This window comes from Streptomyces sp. NPDC002520 (genome assembly GCF_053595235.1).
Genome location: NZ_JBSFXG010000042.1, coordinates 1 through 14,364, shown reverse-complemented (window position 1 = coordinate 14,364; position 14,364 = coordinate 1). Strand labels below are relative to the sequence as shown.

Annotated in this window: 14 protein-coding genes, 1 pseudogene and 2 riboswitches; of the genes and pseudogenes, 10 read left to right on the top strand and 5 right to left on the bottom strand. The window is 69.5% G+C overall.

All coding sequences use genetic code 11. From position 1 onward, the window contains the following. Positions 1 to 43: 43 nt before the first annotated feature. From ACWD5D_RS37570 to ACWD5D_RS37555, 4 genes are all read right to left on the bottom strand, one after another. Complete coding sequence (locus ACWD5D_RS37570) at positions 44 to 1,051, bottom strand: ABC transporter permease (protein ID WP_451377285.1); 1,008 nt, start codon at positions 1,049 to 1,051, stop codon at positions 44 to 46. Between the two features lie 322 nt (positions 1,052 to 1,373). Continuing rightward, the gene (locus ACWD5D_RS37565) at positions 1,374 to 2,135 is read right to left on the bottom strand and encodes an enhanced serine sensitivity protein SseB C-terminal domain-containing protein (protein ID WP_451377341.1); all 762 of its coding nucleotides are present in this window, start codon (positions 2,133 to 2,135) and stop codon (positions 1,374 to 1,376) included. A 170-nt stretch (positions 2,136 to 2,305) separates the two neighbouring features. Further along, positions 2,306 to 3,097 carry an enhanced serine sensitivity protein SseB gene (locus tag ACWD5D_RS37560; RefSeq protein WP_451377284.1) on the bottom strand — a complete coding sequence of 264 codons (792 nt, stop codon included), beginning with the start codon at positions 3,095 to 3,097 and terminating at the stop codon, positions 2,306 to 2,308. A 64-nt stretch (positions 3,098 to 3,161) separates the two neighbouring features. Next, complete coding sequence (locus tag ACWD5D_RS37555) at positions 3,162 to 3,863, bottom strand: AAA family ATPase (RefSeq protein ID WP_451377283.1); 702 nt, start codon at positions 3,861 to 3,863, stop codon at positions 3,162 to 3,164. Positions 3,864 to 4,011: 148 nt separating this feature from the next. Beyond that, positions 4,012 to 4,109: riboswitch (glycine riboswitch) on the top strand. Then, a riboswitch (glycine riboswitch) is annotated at positions 4,110 to 4,231 on the top strand. Positions 4,232 to 4,268: 37 nt separating this feature from the next. On the opposite strand from ACWD5D_RS37555, the gene gcvT reads away from it, so the two are divergent. From gcvT to ACWD5D_RS37505, 10 genes and pseudogenes are all read left to right on the top strand, one after another. After that, positions 4,269 to 5,387 carry a glycine cleavage system aminomethyltransferase GcvT gene (gene gcvT, locus ACWD5D_RS37550; RefSeq protein ID WP_451377282.1) on the top strand — a complete coding sequence of 373 codons (1,119 nt, stop codon included), beginning with the start codon at positions 4,269 to 4,271 and terminating at the stop codon, positions 5,385 to 5,387. Between the two features lie 140 nt (positions 5,388 to 5,527). After that, a complete protein-coding gene (gene gcvH / locus ACWD5D_RS37545) occupies positions 5,528 to 5,905 on the top strand; it encodes a glycine cleavage system protein GcvH (RefSeq protein ID WP_451377281.1) in 378 nt (125 codons plus the stop codon). A 14-nt stretch (positions 5,906 to 5,919) separates the two neighbouring features. Next, positions 5,920 to 7,182 (top strand): serine hydroxymethyltransferase, encoded by a 1,263-nt coding sequence (gene glyA / locus ACWD5D_RS37540; protein WP_451377280.1) that lies wholly within the window; start codon positions 5,920 to 5,922, stop codon positions 7,180 to 7,182. Between the two features lie 85 nt (positions 7,183 to 7,267). After that, positions 7,268 to 8,650 (top strand): L-serine ammonia-lyase, encoded by a 1,383-nt coding sequence (locus ACWD5D_RS37535; RefSeq protein ID WP_451377279.1) that lies wholly within the window; start codon positions 7,268 to 7,270, stop codon positions 8,648 to 8,650. A 346-nt stretch (positions 8,651 to 8,996) separates the two neighbouring features. Next, a complete protein-coding gene (locus ACWD5D_RS37530) occupies positions 8,997 to 9,464 on the top strand; it encodes a type IV toxin-antitoxin system AbiEi family antitoxin domain-containing protein (protein ID WP_451377278.1) in 468 nt (155 codons plus the stop codon). Beyond that, positions 9,464 to 9,895, top strand: coding sequence for a nucleotidyl transferase AbiEii/AbiGii toxin family protein (locus ACWD5D_RS37525; protein WP_451377277.1), 432 nt, complete (start codon positions 9,464 to 9,466; stop codon positions 9,893 to 9,895). The genes ACWD5D_RS37530 and ACWD5D_RS37525 overlap by 1 nt, the downstream gene beginning before the upstream one ends. Positions 9,896 to 9,932: 37 nt before the next feature. Beyond that, the gene (locus tag ACWD5D_RS37520; protein ID WP_293996899.1) at positions 9,933 to 10,175 is read left to right on the top strand and encodes a type II toxin-antitoxin system VapB family antitoxin; all 243 of its coding nucleotides are present in this window, start codon (positions 9,933 to 9,935) and stop codon (positions 10,173 to 10,175) included. Continuing rightward, the gene (locus ACWD5D_RS37515) at positions 10,175 to 10,594 is read left to right on the top strand and encodes a PIN domain nuclease (RefSeq protein ID WP_350781766.1); all 420 of its coding nucleotides are present in this window, start codon (positions 10,175 to 10,177) and stop codon (positions 10,592 to 10,594) included. Before ACWD5D_RS37520 ends, ACWD5D_RS37515 begins: the two co-directional genes overlap by 1 nt. A gap of 1,004 nt (positions 10,595 to 11,598) precedes the next feature. Then, entirely contained in the window at positions 11,599 to 11,958 is a 360-nt protein-coding gene (locus tag ACWD5D_RS37510) for a hypothetical protein (RefSeq protein ID WP_451377276.1), read from the top strand. Between the two features lie 358 nt (positions 11,959 to 12,316). Beyond that, positions 12,317 to 13,009, top strand: a pseudogene (locus ACWD5D_RS37505) (tetratricopeptide repeat protein); the annotation flags it as partial. 350 nt (positions 13,010 to 13,359) lie between these two features. Here the strand turns inward: ACWD5D_RS37505 and ACWD5D_RS37500 are convergent. Further along, positions 13,360 to 14,193: a transposase family protein gene (locus ACWD5D_RS37500; RefSeq protein ID WP_451377275.1), complete on the bottom strand. Its 834-nt coding sequence runs from the start codon at positions 14,191 to 14,193 to the stop codon at positions 13,360 to 13,362. Between the last annotated feature and the right edge of the window lie 171 nt (positions 14,194 to 14,364).

Here is a 14,364-nt window from a genome sequence, read left to right as displayed (position 1 = left end):
GAGACCCCGTGGGCGGACCCACGGGACAATTGGGGTGGGGGGGTCAGCGGGAGCCCTTGGGGTCCAGCGCGTCACGCACACCGTCGCCGAAGAGGTTGAAGGCGAGAACGGTGATGAAGATCGCCACACCGGGGACCACCATGTACATGGGGTCGGAGTCGTAGTAGTCGATCGCGTTCGACAGCATCTGGCCCCAGGACGCCGTGGGCGGCTTGACGCCCACGCCCAGGAAGCTGAGCGCCGCCTCGGTGAGGATGTTGGTGGGGATCATCATCGTCGTGTACACGATGATCGGCGCGACCAGGTTGGGCAGCAGTTCCTTGAACAGGATGTAGAAGCGCCCGGCACCCAGCGAGCGGGCCGCCTCGACGTATTCGCGCTCCCGCAGCGAGAGGGTCTGGCCGCGCACCACGCGCCCGATGTAGGGCCAGCCGAAGAACCCGATGACCAGGATCATGACGAAGACACGGACGCCCGTGCCGCTCAGGCCCAGCATCTTGTTCGGCATGACGGAGACCAGCGCGATGATGAACAGCAGCTGCGGGAAGGCCAGCAGGCCGTCCATGACGCGGCTGATGACGGAGTCGACCCAGCCGCCGAAGAATCCGGCCAGGATGCCGAGGACGGTACCGAGGATGACGGCGACGACCGCCGACAGGAAGCCGACCAGCAGCGAGATCTGGGCCCCGTAGACGACGCGGGCGAAGATGTCGCGGCCGCTCACCGGCTCGACACCGAACAGGTGGTCGCCGCTCATGCCGCCCAACGAGCCCTTGGGGGTTCCGAACAGCGGGTCGATGAGGTTCTCGTGGTAGGCGTTGGGATCCTGCCCGACCAGCTTCGTGATGACGGGCGCGAGCAACGCGATCAGGACGAGTAGGAGCACGACGAGGCCGCCCGTGAGGGCGAGCTTGTCCCGCTTCAGGCGCTCCCAGGCGATCCGTCCCAGGGAACGTCCCTGAACAGCCTTGCCTCCGGCGGCGGCGACCGCCGCCTCGTCGGCGGCGCTCGGGGCTGCTTCCGCGGTCGGCTCGTGCAATGGTGCCGTCATTAGGCAGGGACCCCTCTCAACCGGCGGTAGCCGGCCCGCACTTGCCGCTGGTAGCGGCATCAATCAGTCCGTCGAACACAGGGGACGTGCCCCTTGATGGGGGAGTCTTCAACGCTGATGCGATCAGGGGCCAGACTTGGCGGTGAATGGATGCGCAAACGTGATGCAGGCTGCTGTTTCCCGTTATGCGAACAGCGCGTAACGACTCTCGAACACGGCCAGTTCGGACAAACAGACTGTTTCAGCAGGTCAGGCAGGTCGGCGATGCCGAAGGGGCGGTGACGGGACGGAACCGACGGGACTGAGCCGGACCGCCCGGACGTCAGTAGGCGCCGTGCACCGGCGGATAGCCGTAGCCGGGGGCCTGGGGCCCCGGTCGGGGGGCGGCCGCGTGGGCCTCCCGGTCGTAGAACGGGCGGGAGTTGGCGCGCATCCACATCACGACCGGGTCGTAGTCGTCGGTCATCGCGACCGTCGAGACCGGCAGGCCCTCCGGTACGGCACCGACGGACTGCTGCATCATCGCGCGCACCGAGTCGACCGCGGCCGGCGAGGTGTCGTACACGTCCAGGCCGAGGGCGAGGTAGGGCGCCCCGAGTTCGGGCTGCACCCAGGCGCGGCGCAGCGAGCGCAGCGCGGGGGTGCGGTGGGCGTTCTGCGCGAGCAGGGCGTAGAACTGCGGGATCTCGATGGCCGGTTCGGACAGGCGCAGGGGGCCGGCGGGCTGGCGGTCCAGACCGGTGGCGATGCGGCGCAGGTCCAGCCAGGGGATGCCGACGCCGCCGCCCGGGGCGTGCGGGTTGAGCCAGAGGCCGTAGTGGTCGGGGTAGAGGGTGCGGGCCACGTCGAGCCCGTCGACGACCTCGTAGGAACGGTTCCAGCCGCTCGCCGAGAGTTCCTGCGCGGAGGTCACGCACGGGGCGTAGTGGAAGCCGTCGACCTCCATGTCCCCGTACTGGGCGTCGGGGGAGCCGGCCTGGCCGTGCCACAGGAGCATCCAGATCTGGCCGGAGGACGGGGTGGCGAGGGCGCGCAGCAGTGCTTCGTAGGCGTCGTAGCGGCCGGGGGTGGCCTGGCGCAGCATGTGCTCGACGCTGCCGCTTGGGCTCGCGCTCACCTGACTTGCCCTTCCTTTTTGGACTGCCCCGCGTTTGGGGACAGCTTATGCGCCTAGGGGGTGGGGGCCTTGTGTACGTCGGCGGGTGCGGGTGCGTGGGGGTTCCCGCTCGGTTCCCCGCGCCCCTGAGGGTGCCTTCAGTGGCCGTTCTCGTAGAAGGGGCGCACGTTCGTGCGGAGCCAGCCGGCCACCGGGTCGTCGGCGATGTCCATGAGGACCAGGTTGACCGGCCAGGGGGCGGGGACGTTGCCGAGGGCGCGGCCCAGGGCTTCCAGGGGGAGGGCGCGGATGTCGCCCTCGTACTGGGAGAGTTCGACGCCGACGAACATCACGGGGTCGGCCGTCTCGATGGCGGCGAGGCAGCGGCGGGCGGTGCGGACGACGCCGGTCGCGGCGAACTCGGCGGAGGCGGCGGAGAGGAAGTCGACCGGGTCGTCCTGCCAGTCGGGCTCGAAGAGCCGGACGCGGCCGCCGGAGGCGGGGCCGTCCAGGGGGGTGCGGCCGGCGCGGCAGAGGTCCGCCACCGCCTCGGGCGGCAGGGGTACGCCGACCACGCCGCCCGGGTTGACCGCCAGGCCCACCTGCGGGGGCAGGCCACGGGCGAACTCCACGGCGGGGGCGATGGTGTACGACATGTGGGAGCCGGTGGCCTGGTGCAGCTGCTCCTCGGAACTGAAGACCGGGACGTACACCTGGCCTTCGATGTCCAGGGTGGGCAGGTCCAGCGGGCCGCTGTGCGGGCCGCCTCCGCTGGGCAGCGGGATCCAGAGGAAGCTGCGGCCCAGGACCTCGACGATCCGGCCGCCCGCGGAGGGGACGCCCAAGGAGGCGGAGAGCACCTCCTCCAGTTCGTTGCCGGGCCAACCGCCGTGCGGGTGGGGGTGCGCCTGTGCCGGGAAGTCCGCGGGAACGTCCGCCGGGAAGTCCATGTGCCTACCGCCTGCTGGGAACCGTGCTGTGGTGCCAAAGGCTATCCGGTGCCGGTGACCGGCCTCACCCTGTGAACACGATCCGCCGCAGGACGTCCGCCGCCGGCCGGTCCAGCAGCACCGCCGAGCCGCAGCCGGCCGGCAGCTCGCCTCGTCGCACCGCGCGCAGCAGCCGGTCGGTCGCACCGCGATGGCGGCGGAAGGCGTAGCGGGACACGCCCCGGCCGCGCTCGCGCTGGCCCTCCCGGGCGGCGGAGGCGGTGACGTCGAGGAGGAGCAGGTGCAGGGTGCCGCCGCGGCGGCGGGCCTCGCGGGCCAGCCAGGCGCGCACCCAGGCCTGGGTGCCGCAGTCGTGCACGACGACTCCCTCGCCGGTGGCGAGGGAGCGGCGCAGCCCGGCGTAGTGGGAGAGGCGGACCAGGGGGCGGTAGAGCGCGTACGGGAGGAAACGGGGGGTCCGGGCGTCCCAGCGCTCGCGGGTGTCCTGGGAGTCGATCCGGTGGCCGGGGACCGCGCGCCGCATCAGGGTGGACTTCCCGCTGCCGGGCAGGCCGGTGATCACCACCAGGTCCTGCGGGCCGAAGTGCAGGGCGTGCGGGCTGTGGCCGGCGCGCTCGCGCAGGTCGCGGACGACGGGGGCCGGGCGGCCGGAGCCGCGCTCGACGGCGGGGGCGGAGGGCTGCTTGGACACCGCGATGCCGGTGCTGGTGGCGTAGGCCGTGGTCCTGTTCACCGTGTTCGTCCTCCCCTGCTGGGCTCGGGGCATGCCCCCTGCCCGTCAAATGTAAAGAGAAGGTAATGCGCGGTGTCCAGTGGTTCGGTGCGCGTAGTGCCACAGCTCGGTTACAGATGCGGCCCTGACGGCTCGGGGTGTGGCGTGCAATGATGTGCCCGCCAACTGCATACCGGCCGTTTGAATCCGCGCGGGAGAGTTCCCAGCAGCCTTCGCTGGGGCGCCGAAGGAGCAAGTCCCTCCCTTGAATCTCTCAGGCACCGTTACCGCGCGGGCGAGGCACATCTGAAAAGCGGGCCGCTGCGACAGTGGCTCCACCCAAGGTGCAAGTCCTGACCTGCGACTTTTCCAAGTCGGTGGTCATGGCGAACCTCTCAGGTTCCGATGACAGATGGGGAGGAACCTCCTCGCCCCTCTGCCTTGGGAGACGACCGACCGATGAGCAGTACCGAACTCCGTCACACCGCGCTGGACGCCGTCCATCGCTCGCTCGGTGCGACCATGACCGACTTCGCCGGCTGGGACATGCCGCTGCGCTACGGCTCCGAGCGTGACGAGCACGTCGCGGTACGCACGAAGGCGGGCCTCTTCGACCTCTCGCACATGGGCGAGATCACGGTGACAGGCCCGCAGGCGGCCGCCCTGCTGAACTTCGCGCTCGTCGGCAACATCGCCTCCGTCGGTGTCGGCCGCGCCCGCTACACCATGATCTGCCAGGCCGACGGCGGCATCCTGGACGACCTGATCGTCTACCGGCTGGCCGAGACCGAGTACATGGTCGTGGCGAACGCCTCCAACGCCCAGGTGGTGCTCGACGCGCTGACCGAGCGCGCCGCGGGCTTCGACGCGGAGGTCCGCGACGACCGCGACGCCTACGCGCTGCTCGCCGTCCAGGGCCCCGAGTCCTCCGGCATCCTGAAGTCCCTCACGGACGCCGACCTGGACGGCCTGAAGTACTACGCGGGCCTGCCCGGCACCGTCGCCGGCGTTCCCGCGCTGATCGCCCGCACCGGCTACACCGGCGAGGACGGCTTCGAGCTGTTCGTGAAGCCGGAGCACGCCGTGGAGCTGTGGCAGGCGCTGACCAAGGCCGGCGAGGGCGTCGGCCTGGTGCCGTGCGGCCTGTCCTGCCGGGACACCCTGCGCCTGGAGGCGGGCATGCCGCTGTACGGGCATGAGCTGACCACCTCGCTCACGCCGTTCGACGCCGGGCTCGGCCGGGTGGTGAAGTTCGAGAAGGAGGGCGACTTCGTGGGCCGCGAGGCGCTCACCGAGGCCGCCGCACGCGCCGAGCAGAACCCGCCGCGCGTCCTGGTCGGCCTGATCGCCGAGGGCCGCCGCGTCCCGCGCGCCGGGTACGCCGTCGTCGCCGGGGGCCAGGTGATCGGCGAGGTCACCTCCGGCGCCCCCTCCCCCACCCTGGGCAAGCCGATCGCCATCGCCTACGTCGACGCGGCGCACGCGGCGCCGGGCACGGAGGGCGTCGGCGTGGACATCCGCGGCAACCACGAGCCGTACGAGGTCGTGGCGCTGCCCTTCTACAAGCGCCAGAAGTAGACACTGGCCCCAGGGCGCCAGCAGGCTGAGGCCCGGTCGCGTGACGATCACGTGACCCTGCCCACATTTCGCCTGCTCATCAGCACTTTCCGTACTCCCCCGTCGACCAGCACTTTCCCGCGTACAGGAGAATTCAGGCCATGAGCAACCCGCAGCAGCTGCGCTACAGCAAGGAGCACGAGTGGCTGTCGGCCGCCGAGGACGGCGTCTCGACGGTCGGCATCACCGAGTTCGCGGCCAACGCGCTCGGCGACGTCGTGTACGCCCAGCTCCCCGAGGTCGGCTCCACGGTGACCGCGGGCGAGACCTGCGGCGAGCTGGAGTCGACCAAGTCCGTCTCCGACCTGTACTCCCCGGTCACCGGTGAGATCACCGAGGTCAACGAGGACGTCGTCGACGACCCGTCGCTGGTGAACTCCGCCCCCTTCGAGGGTGGCTGGCTGTTCAAGGTCCGCGTCACGGAGGAGCCGGCCGACCTGCTCTCCGCCGACGAGTACAACGCCGAGACCGCCGGCTGAGGAGTCGTAACCGCATGACTGTCCTGAACACCCCCCTGCACGAGCTGGACCCGGAGATCGCCGCCGCGGTCGACGCAGAGCTGGTCCGCCAGCAGTCGACGCTGGAGATGATCGCCTCCGAGAACTTCGCGCCGATCGCGGTGATGGAGGCCCAGGGCTCGGTCCTGACGAACAAGTACGCCGAGGGCTACCCGGGTCGCCGGTACTACGGCGGCTGCGAGCACGTCGACGTCGCCGAGCAGATCGCCATCGACCGGATCAAGGAGCTGTTCGGCGCCGAGTACGCCAACGTGCAGCCCCACTCCGGCGCCTCCGCCAACCAGGCGGCGCTGTTCGCGCTGGCCCAGCCCGGGGACACGATCCTCGGCCTGGACCTCGCGCACGGCGGCCACCTGACCCACGGCATGCGCCTGAACTTCTCGGGCAAGCAGTTCAACGTGGTCGCCTACCACGTGGACGAGGCCGGCCTGGTCGACATGGCCGAGGTCGAGCGGCTCGCCAAGGAGCACCGCCCCAAGGTGATCATCGCCGGCTGGTCGGCGTACCCGCGGCAGCTGGACTTCGCCGAGTTCCGCCGGATCGCCGACGAGGTCGAGGCGTACCTGTGGGTCGACATGGCCCACTTCGCGGGTCTGGTCGCCGCCGGTCTCCACCCGAACCCGGTCGAGTACGCGGACGTGGTCACCTCCACGACCCACAAGACCCTCGGCGGCCCGCGCGGCGGCGTCATCCTCGCCAGGAAGGAGTTCGCGAAGAAGCTGAACTCCTCGGTCTTCCCCGGCTTCCAGGGCGGCCCGCTGGAGCACGTGATCGCGGCGAAGGCGGTCTCCTTCAAGGTCGCCGCCTCGGAGGAGTTCAAGGAGCGCCAGCGGCGCACGGTCGAGGGCGCGCGGCTCCTCGCCGAGCGCCTCACGGCGGCCGACGCCCGCGAGGCCGGGGTCAACGTCCTGTCGGGCGGGACGGACGTCCACCTGATCCTGGTCGACCTGCGCGAGTCCGAGCTGGACGGCCAGCAGGCCGAGGACCGTCTCCACGAGGTCGGCATCACCGTCAACCGCAACGCGGTCCCGAACGACCCGCGCCCGCCGATGGTGACGTCCGGCCTGCGGATCGGCACCCCGGCCCTGGCGACCCGCGGCTTCACCGCCGAGGACTTCGCCGAGGTCGCGGACGTGATCGCCGAGACGCTGAAGCCGTCCTACGACGCGCAGGCCCTGAAGGCCCGGGTCAAGGCCCTGGCCGACAAGCACCCGCTGTACCCGGGCCTGAACAAGTAAGTCCTGTTTCATCCGGCACCGCGCACACTGGAAGGGTGAGCGCGGTGCCGGTCCCCCGCACCACCCCGTATTGAGGAGTCACCCCGTGGCCATCTCGGTCTTCGACCTGTTCTCGATCGGCATCGGCCCGTCCAGCTCCCACACGGTCGGCCCGATGCGCGCGGCGCGCATGTTCGCCCGCCGTCTGCGCAACGAGGGCCTGCTCGGCTCCGTCGCGTCCGTGCGCTGCGAGCTGTACGGCTCGCTCGGCGCCACCGGCCACGGCCACGGCACCCCGAAGGCGGTGCTGCTCGGCCTCGAGGGCGCCTCTCCGCGCACGGTCGACGTGGAGAACGCCGACGAGCGGGTGGAGGGGATCAAGAAGGCGGGCCGGCTGAACCTGCTCGGCGAGCACGAGATCGCCTTCTCCTTCGACGACGACCTCGTCCTGCACCGCCGCAAGGCGCTCCCGTACCACGCCAACGGCATGACGGTCTGGGCCTACGACGCCGCGGGCACGCAGCTGCTCAGCAAGACGTACTACTCGGTCGGCGGCGGCTTCGTCGTGGACGAGGAAGCGGTCGGCGCGGACCGGATCGTGCTCGACGACACGGTCCTGAAGTACCCCTTCCGCACGGGCGACGAGCTGCTCCGCCTGACGAAGGAGACGGGCCTGTCGATCTCCTCGCTGATGCTGGAGAACGAGCGGGCCTGGCGCACGGAGGAGGAGATCCGGGCCGGTCTGCTGGAGATCTGGCGTGTGATGCGCGAGTGCGTCCAGCGAGGCATGTCCCGCGAGGGCATCCTGCCCGGCGGCCTCCGGGTCCGCCGCCGCGCGGCCGTCTCCGCCCGCCAGCTGCGCGCCGAGGGCGACCCGTTGGCGCACGCGATGGAGTGGATCACGCTCTACGCGATGGCGGTGAACGAGGAGAACGCGGCCGGCGGCCGCGTGGTCACCGCCCCGACGAACGGCGCGGCCGGCATCATCCCGGCGGTGCTGCACTACTACATCAACTTCGTGGCCGGCGCTTCCTCCGAGGGAGAAAAGGAAGACGGTGTGGTCCGCTTCCTGCTGGCCGCCGGCGCGATCGGCATGCTCTTCAAGGAGAACGCCTCCATCTCCGGCGCCGAGGTCGGCTGTCAGGGCGAGGTCGGCTCCGCCTGCTCGATGGCCGCGGGCGCCCTCGCCGAGGTGCTCGGCGGCACTCCCGAACAGGTCGAGAACGCGGCCGAGATCGGCATGGAGCACAACCTCGGCCTCACCTGCGACCCGGTCGGCGGCCTCGTGCAGATCCCCTGCATCGAGCGCAACGGCATGGCCGCGGTGAAGGCCGTCACGGCCGCCAAGATGGCCATGCGCGGCGACGGTTCGCACAAGGTGTCCCTCGACAAGGTCATCAAGACCATGAAGGACACGGGCGCGGACATGAGCGTCAAGTACAAGGAGACGGCTCGCGGCGGCCTGGCGGTCAACATCATCGAGTGCTAGGAGAAGGGGACCTGACCAGCGCGTTTGTTCCTTTCGGCGCTGTCGGGGCCTTCCCTGCTTACGCGGCGGAAAGTCCCCGGGAAGTCCCTGGGACAGGCTTGAAAGTCCCCGAAAAGTCCCCGGGAAGTCCCCATGCAAGTAGCTCTTGACCTGCAGTTTCGCGGCACGTGATCAATACCGGATGCGCCGCCCACCCGCCACTGGACGCATCAAATCGAACCCCTGAGTCCGCCTGAGGGGTCTCATTCGATACATCGACGCTGCGGAAAACTCACGTCTGGAACAGCGGCTGGCCGGCCTCTCCCGGCGTACTTGGTCGCAGAAGCGCAGACAGACGAACTGTCCTGTGGGGAGTCGGCGGGCAGACGCCCCGGAGACGGCGCACGCGGATCTGCTGGCCGTGTGCGCACGGGCCCCTCGCGCCGTCGTGTGCGGTGAATCCGCCCTGGCCCTGCATGAGCTGATCGACGACATCCTCGCAGCAACACACATCGCCGTGCCGCGCGGTACACGCCGCCCGACGATCTCCTACCCGCCGACCGTGGTGGCGCAGTACGCCGCGAAGACCTTCGACCTCGGTATCGAACGGTTCGAAGCAGCCCCGGGAGAGACCATCCCCATGTACAACGCAGCCCGCAGCGTCGTCGACGCGATGCGCCACCGCAGTCGCCTCGGCGAGACCCTCGCCCTGTCCGCGCTCGGCCGCTACCTGCGCCGGAGCGGACCCGGCGGGGTCGACGAACTCCAGCTCATCGCAGGCGAGTTGGACGTTCTCTCCGTCGTCCGCCCTGCCGTAGAGGCGGTGCTCGCCTGATGGCCAACCGCACCCGCGGCACCACAGCAGGCCGCGTCTGCAACGACCTGCGCAACCTGGCCCGCCGCAACAGCCGGTCCACGGACGAGGTCATGGTCGAGTACGTCCTCGAACGGTTCCTCTACCGCCCGGCCTCATCGCCCCCGGGCCGGGAGCACTTCGTCCTCAAGGGCGGCCTGCTGCTCGCCCAGTTCGGCGCACGTCGAATGATCCGCGACATCGACATCCTCGGCCGCTCGTCCCCAGGCACAGAAACCGAGATCATCCGCAGGGTCGCGGTCATCGCAGATCGACGACGGCGTCGCATTCGATCCCACGACACTCAAGACGGTCCCCATCCGCGAGGAGGACGAGGCCGACCAGGTTCCACGACCGACATGACGGACCCCGCCAGGGCACGCCATACGATATCGCTTCTCATGCAAATCTGATATCATTTGGTGGTTCTGATCACGCGAGGAGGCCAGTATGGCGAGGACAGTAATCGACCTCGACGAGACCATGGTCGCCGAGGCCATGCGCATCTTCGGCACCAAGACAAAAGCCCAGGCCGTACGACTCGCCATGGAGGACGCCGTCAAACGGCACCTGCGACAGGAGGGCTTCGACGCCATGGACGCCGGCGACTTCGACTTCAGCGAGATCATCGAGAGCACCGGCCCTCGGAACGCCGACGGAACCCTTAAGCGCGAAGGTGGCCGAGCCGCCTGATGCAGGACCGCTACCTGATCGACAAGTCCGCTCTGGCGCGCTGGACAAAACCCGGCGTCAGAGAGGTACTCAAGCCCCTCCACGAGCGCTACTTGCTCTCAGTCTGCCAACCCACCGAATACGAGATGATCCACTCGGCCCGGGACACCGCCGAGGCAACGCGAATCAGTACCTGGCTGCGTGCCTTCGACTACCTGCACAGTGACGACCACACTTTCACTCGCGCCCTGGAGGTCCAGCGCCACGCTCTCAACGCAGGCTTCCACCGGGCACTGTCACTCCCCGACCTTCTCATCGCCGCCACAGCGGAGCTGAACCGGCTGACCGTACTCCACTACGACGGCGACTTCGACATGATCGCCTCCCTCACCGGCCAACCCACCGAGTGGGTCGTGCCACCAGGCATCGCCGACCGCTGAACGGTACTGAGACCGCAATTGAGACCACTGACTCCTACAGGGAGCGTGCCGGCCTCGACATCGGCGATCGCGTGAGTGCCGGAGGCCCAGAACTCCAGGCCACCGCCCGCCGCCGCAGCCCGGCCCATACTGACCCGCCATGGGGAACGCCATACGCTGCGTGCTGGAGAGCGAGACATCCGGCTGGCCCGGAGAGGGGACTGAGATGAGTGCACGCAGCAGGTCGTCGGTGCGGCAGTCTCTTCCGGGCCGGGCCGCGCCCGAAAGCGGCGGGGAACAATCGGCTGCCATCCTCGGCGGCGGGGGTCGGCGGGCCGCGCGGTGACGAACTTCACCTTCGAGGCGACAGGGGCCGGGTCCATCGCCGCCCAACGCATCGGAACGGCGATCACCGGCCCGGTCACCGTCCTGTCGGCCGAGTTACTTAACTCGGCGCGTGATGTTCAGGCGCCGGGCGGGCTCACCAACCTGCCGCCTGTCCCGCTGTGTCTCGGTCGCACGGACGCGTTGGATCGGCTGCACGGCTTGTTCGAGGCGCAGCCTGGGGAGCGGGCTGCCGGGGCTGCCGTCATCCAAGGCCTCGGCGGCGTCGGGAAGAGTACTCTCGCGCTCACGTATGCCCACGGGCACCGTCGCGACCACACCGTGGCGTGGTGGATCACCGCCGGTTCGCCCGACCGCATCGAGCAGTCGCTGGCCGACCTCGCTCTGCGCCTGATCCCCGCATGGGCCCGCAGCGAGTCCACCGAGGAACGTGCCGCCTGGGCGATGATGTGGCTGCAGTGGCATCCAGGTTGGCTGCTGGTCTTCGACAACGTCGAGGACCCGGCCGATCTGCGACCCTACATCGGCGCGCCGGACGGCTACGTCATCGCCACCAGCCGACGGGCAGCCGGATGGTCGACCTCGGTCGCGACGCTCGCCCTGGACGTACTCGACCTGGCCGAAGCGGGCAAGCTCCTCTGCCGGCACGTGTTCGGTGGGACTCCGCCGCCCCCCGTCAGATGCAGGAGACCCGGGCCCTCGCCGCTGACCTCGGGCAGCTTCCTCTCGCGCTGGAGCAGGCCGGCGCCTACCTCGCACAGAACCCGACGATCGGCATCGAGAGCTACCGCCGAAGGCTGGTCGGCAAGTTGGACAAGGCTCCCGACGGCGTCGACCCAGAGCGCACCATCGCCCGGATCTGGAGCCAGACGATCAGCGCCCTCACCGAGCGCAACCCCCTCGCAGTCTCCGTCCTGTCCACGCTGGCGTGGCTGGCTCCCGATGACATCCCGGTGGAACTCCTGACCCTGCCGCCGGCGACAGCGACGACCTCCATGAGGCCCTTGGGATCCTTGGCGTCTACTGCATGGTCTCCCTGACCCGGGACACTGTGAGCGTCCACCGGCTGGTTCAGACCACCCTCCGGAACCAGTCGACCCTCGGTAGCACGGCACCGGCCGGTCGGCTGGAGGCCGAACGGCTGCTGTGCGCCGCGGTCACCCCACTGAGAGAACCGCCCAACTCTGGCCGGTCCCCCGACTGGGACGGCTGCTCCCGCACCTCGTCGCGCTCGCAGCCACCACTCCTGACGGACACGCTGACACCTTTCCCGCCGGACGGTACGCGAGCGCTGCGCGCTACCTCCATGGCCTCGGTCACGACGCCCGCGCCGTTCCGCTGCTCACGGCGGCCCACGCCCGCTGCGAAACACTTGCCGGCGCCGAGCACGAACTCACCATGACGGTCCGTGCGAACCTGGCCAACGCCTACCACGGAGCCAGGGACTTCGACCGGTCCATCGCGATCCTCGAACCGATGGTCGCCCAGTGCGCGCAGGTCTTCGGCAACTCACATCCGGGGACGCTCACCGTCACCTCCAACCTCGCCAACTCCTACCGTGAATCCGGCGATCTGGCCCGTGCTATCACACTCCACGAGGAGACGCTGGCCCGGCGTAGACAAGCACTTGGCGACGACCACCCCGACACTCTCGTCAGCTGCGAGGAACTGGCTCGCACCTACAAGGAGTCCGGCGACCTGGATCGTGCCGCCTCTCTGCACGAAACCACACTCACGCAGCACCAGCGATCCCTAGGACCAACCCATCCCGCCACGCTGAACAGCCAAAACGGCCTAGCGGCGGCCTATCTCGCCTCAGGCAACCTGTCCCGCGCCATTCCGATGTACACCGCCGTCCTCGCCCAATGGCAGCAGGCTCTCGGCGACAGCGATCCCGAAACCATCACCAGCCGGAACAACCTCGCCTACGCCTATCTGACCGCCGGACGCCCCGACCAGGCAGCGCAGCACCTCGAAACGGCCCTGGCCCGATGCGAGGAGGTCCACGGCGAGGCGCACCCGGAGACCATTGCCATCCGCGCGAACCTCGGCTGCGCCTACCGGGACGCTGGGTACCCGGCCCGTTCGCTTGCACTGTTGGAGGCCGAGGTCCAGGCGCTGCCGCATGGGCAGAAGCCAAGTCTTGTGCCTCCCGTTGTCCAGAACTGTCCAATCGGCTCAACGCCGCTGGAGCCTGGAAACATGAACCTCGTCGAGAACGTGGTGGCAGGGCTCCTCGTGGCCCTGCTCCTGGGGTGTGCACGCAGCTTCGGCACTTGGTGGCACCGACATGGCGCACTCCTCACCGCGTCCGCCATCTTCCGCCTGGAGTCCCCAATGAGCGTGTTTCAACCTGAAGTTGCAGGTCCCGGGGCTGGCATGGATCGCGGTTGGGATACTCGTGCCGGTCGGGGGTGTGATCGGCGGCAGGTGATCGTCCGTCAGCGGTGGACCTCGGCGTTCGTCAGCACGAGGAGAGCCCGAAGAAGCGTGGTCGCATGTCGGGCGTTCATGCGGACCTTGGTGAGGATCCGCCAGTTCTTCAGGTCGGCGAAACCGTGCTCGTTGGCCGCTCGCTCGCGGCTGACCAGCCGGTTCGCCTCCTTCTGAGCGTCGGTGAGCGGATGGCCGCGACTCGCCCGTCGGCCGGTGACGATCACCGGGTCGTCGGGGTCGTCGTCCAGGCCGACGAAGCCGAGATCGGCCAGAGCACCCAGACCGGCCTCCCGCAGTCGGGTAGTGATCCTGTTGTGACGGGCGGTGGTGATCTCGCTGGAGCGCCCCGGCTTCGCTGCCGAGATCCACACCAGGTTGCCCGCCTCGTCGGTCAGAGCGAGAAACAGCAGGCCATGGGCCTTGTGCTTCCCGCTGTAGTTCGGCCGGTTCTCGTCCCCGGTGCGTCGGCGGGTGCGGACGAGGGTGCCGTCGAGCAGGACGACGACGCCACCCTTCCGGGCGATTTTCTTCAGGGCTCGGTCCAGGCGCGGGGCACGGGCCGACAGCAACCCGATCACTTCTATCAGCCAGCGGCGCACGGTGGACGCGGAGACGTCGTTGCCGCCCGCCATGTCGGAAAGCCGCTGGTCGTGCCGGAGGACCGCCAGGACGATCAGAGCGATCCGGCCGGGCGGGAGCTTGCGCCAGCGGGAGCGGATCTTCTTCAGGTGACCGCGGACCAGGCCGGCAACCAGGTCCAGGGTGGCGCTCGACAGCGGCAGGCGGCACTGGTAGACAAGCCCTTCAGTGCCCTCGGCGGGGCTGGTGTTCTTTCGCATGGAATCCCCAACTCCCGCCGGGGGCACACGCGTTACGCCGGAATCAGGCCGCGGCCGGTCAGACGGACGACTGCGGCAGTGCGGTGAAGCGGCCGGCGGGGGTGCGGTGCAGCCAGCCTCGGTCAGCCAGGCGCCTGAGCTTGTCGCGCACCGGTTCGACCTGTCCAGGCT

Coding starts and splice junctions, on each gene's coding strand:
- ACWD5D_RS37525 (WP_451377277.1), top strand. CDS start 9,464: ATGGCCAACCGCACCCGCGGCACCACAGCAGGCCGCGTCTGCAACGAC.
- ACWD5D_RS37515 (WP_350781766.1), top strand. CDS start 10,175: ATGCAGGACCGCTACCTGATCGACAAGTCCGCTCTGGCGCGCTGGACA.
- ACWD5D_RS37570 (WP_451377285.1), bottom strand. CDS start 1,051: ATGACGGCACCATTGCACGAGCCGACCGCGGAAGCAGCCCCGAGCGCC.
- ACWD5D_RS37565 (WP_451377341.1), bottom strand. CDS start 2,135: ATGCTGCGCCAGGCCACCCCCGGCCGCTACGACGCCTACGAAGCACTG.
- gcvT (WP_451377282.1), top strand. CDS start 4,269: ATGAGCAGTACCGAACTCCGTCACACCGCGCTGGACGCCGTCCATCGC.
- gcvH (WP_451377281.1), top strand. CDS start 5,528: ATGAGCAACCCGCAGCAGCTGCGCTACAGCAAGGAGCACGAGTGGCTG.
- glyA (WP_451377280.1), top strand. CDS start 5,920: ATGACTGTCCTGAACACCCCCCTGCACGAGCTGGACCCGGAGATCGCC.
- ACWD5D_RS37500 (WP_451377275.1), bottom strand. CDS start 14,193: ATGCGAAAGAACACCAGCCCCGCCGAGGGCACTGAAGGGCTTGTCTAC.
- ACWD5D_RS37520 (WP_293996899.1), top strand. CDS start 9,933: ATGGCGAGGACAGTAATCGACCTCGACGAGACCATGGTCGCCGAGGCC.
- ACWD5D_RS37510 (WP_451377276.1), top strand. CDS start 11,599: ATGCAGGAGACCCGGGCCCTCGCCGCTGACCTCGGGCAGCTTCCTCTC.
- ACWD5D_RS37560 (WP_451377284.1), bottom strand. CDS start 3,097: ATGGACTTCCCGGCGGACGTTCCCGCGGACTTCCCGGCACAGGCGCAC.
- ACWD5D_RS37555 (WP_451377283.1), bottom strand. CDS start 3,863: ATGCCCCGAGCCCAGCAGGGGAGGACGAACACGGTGAACAGGACCACG.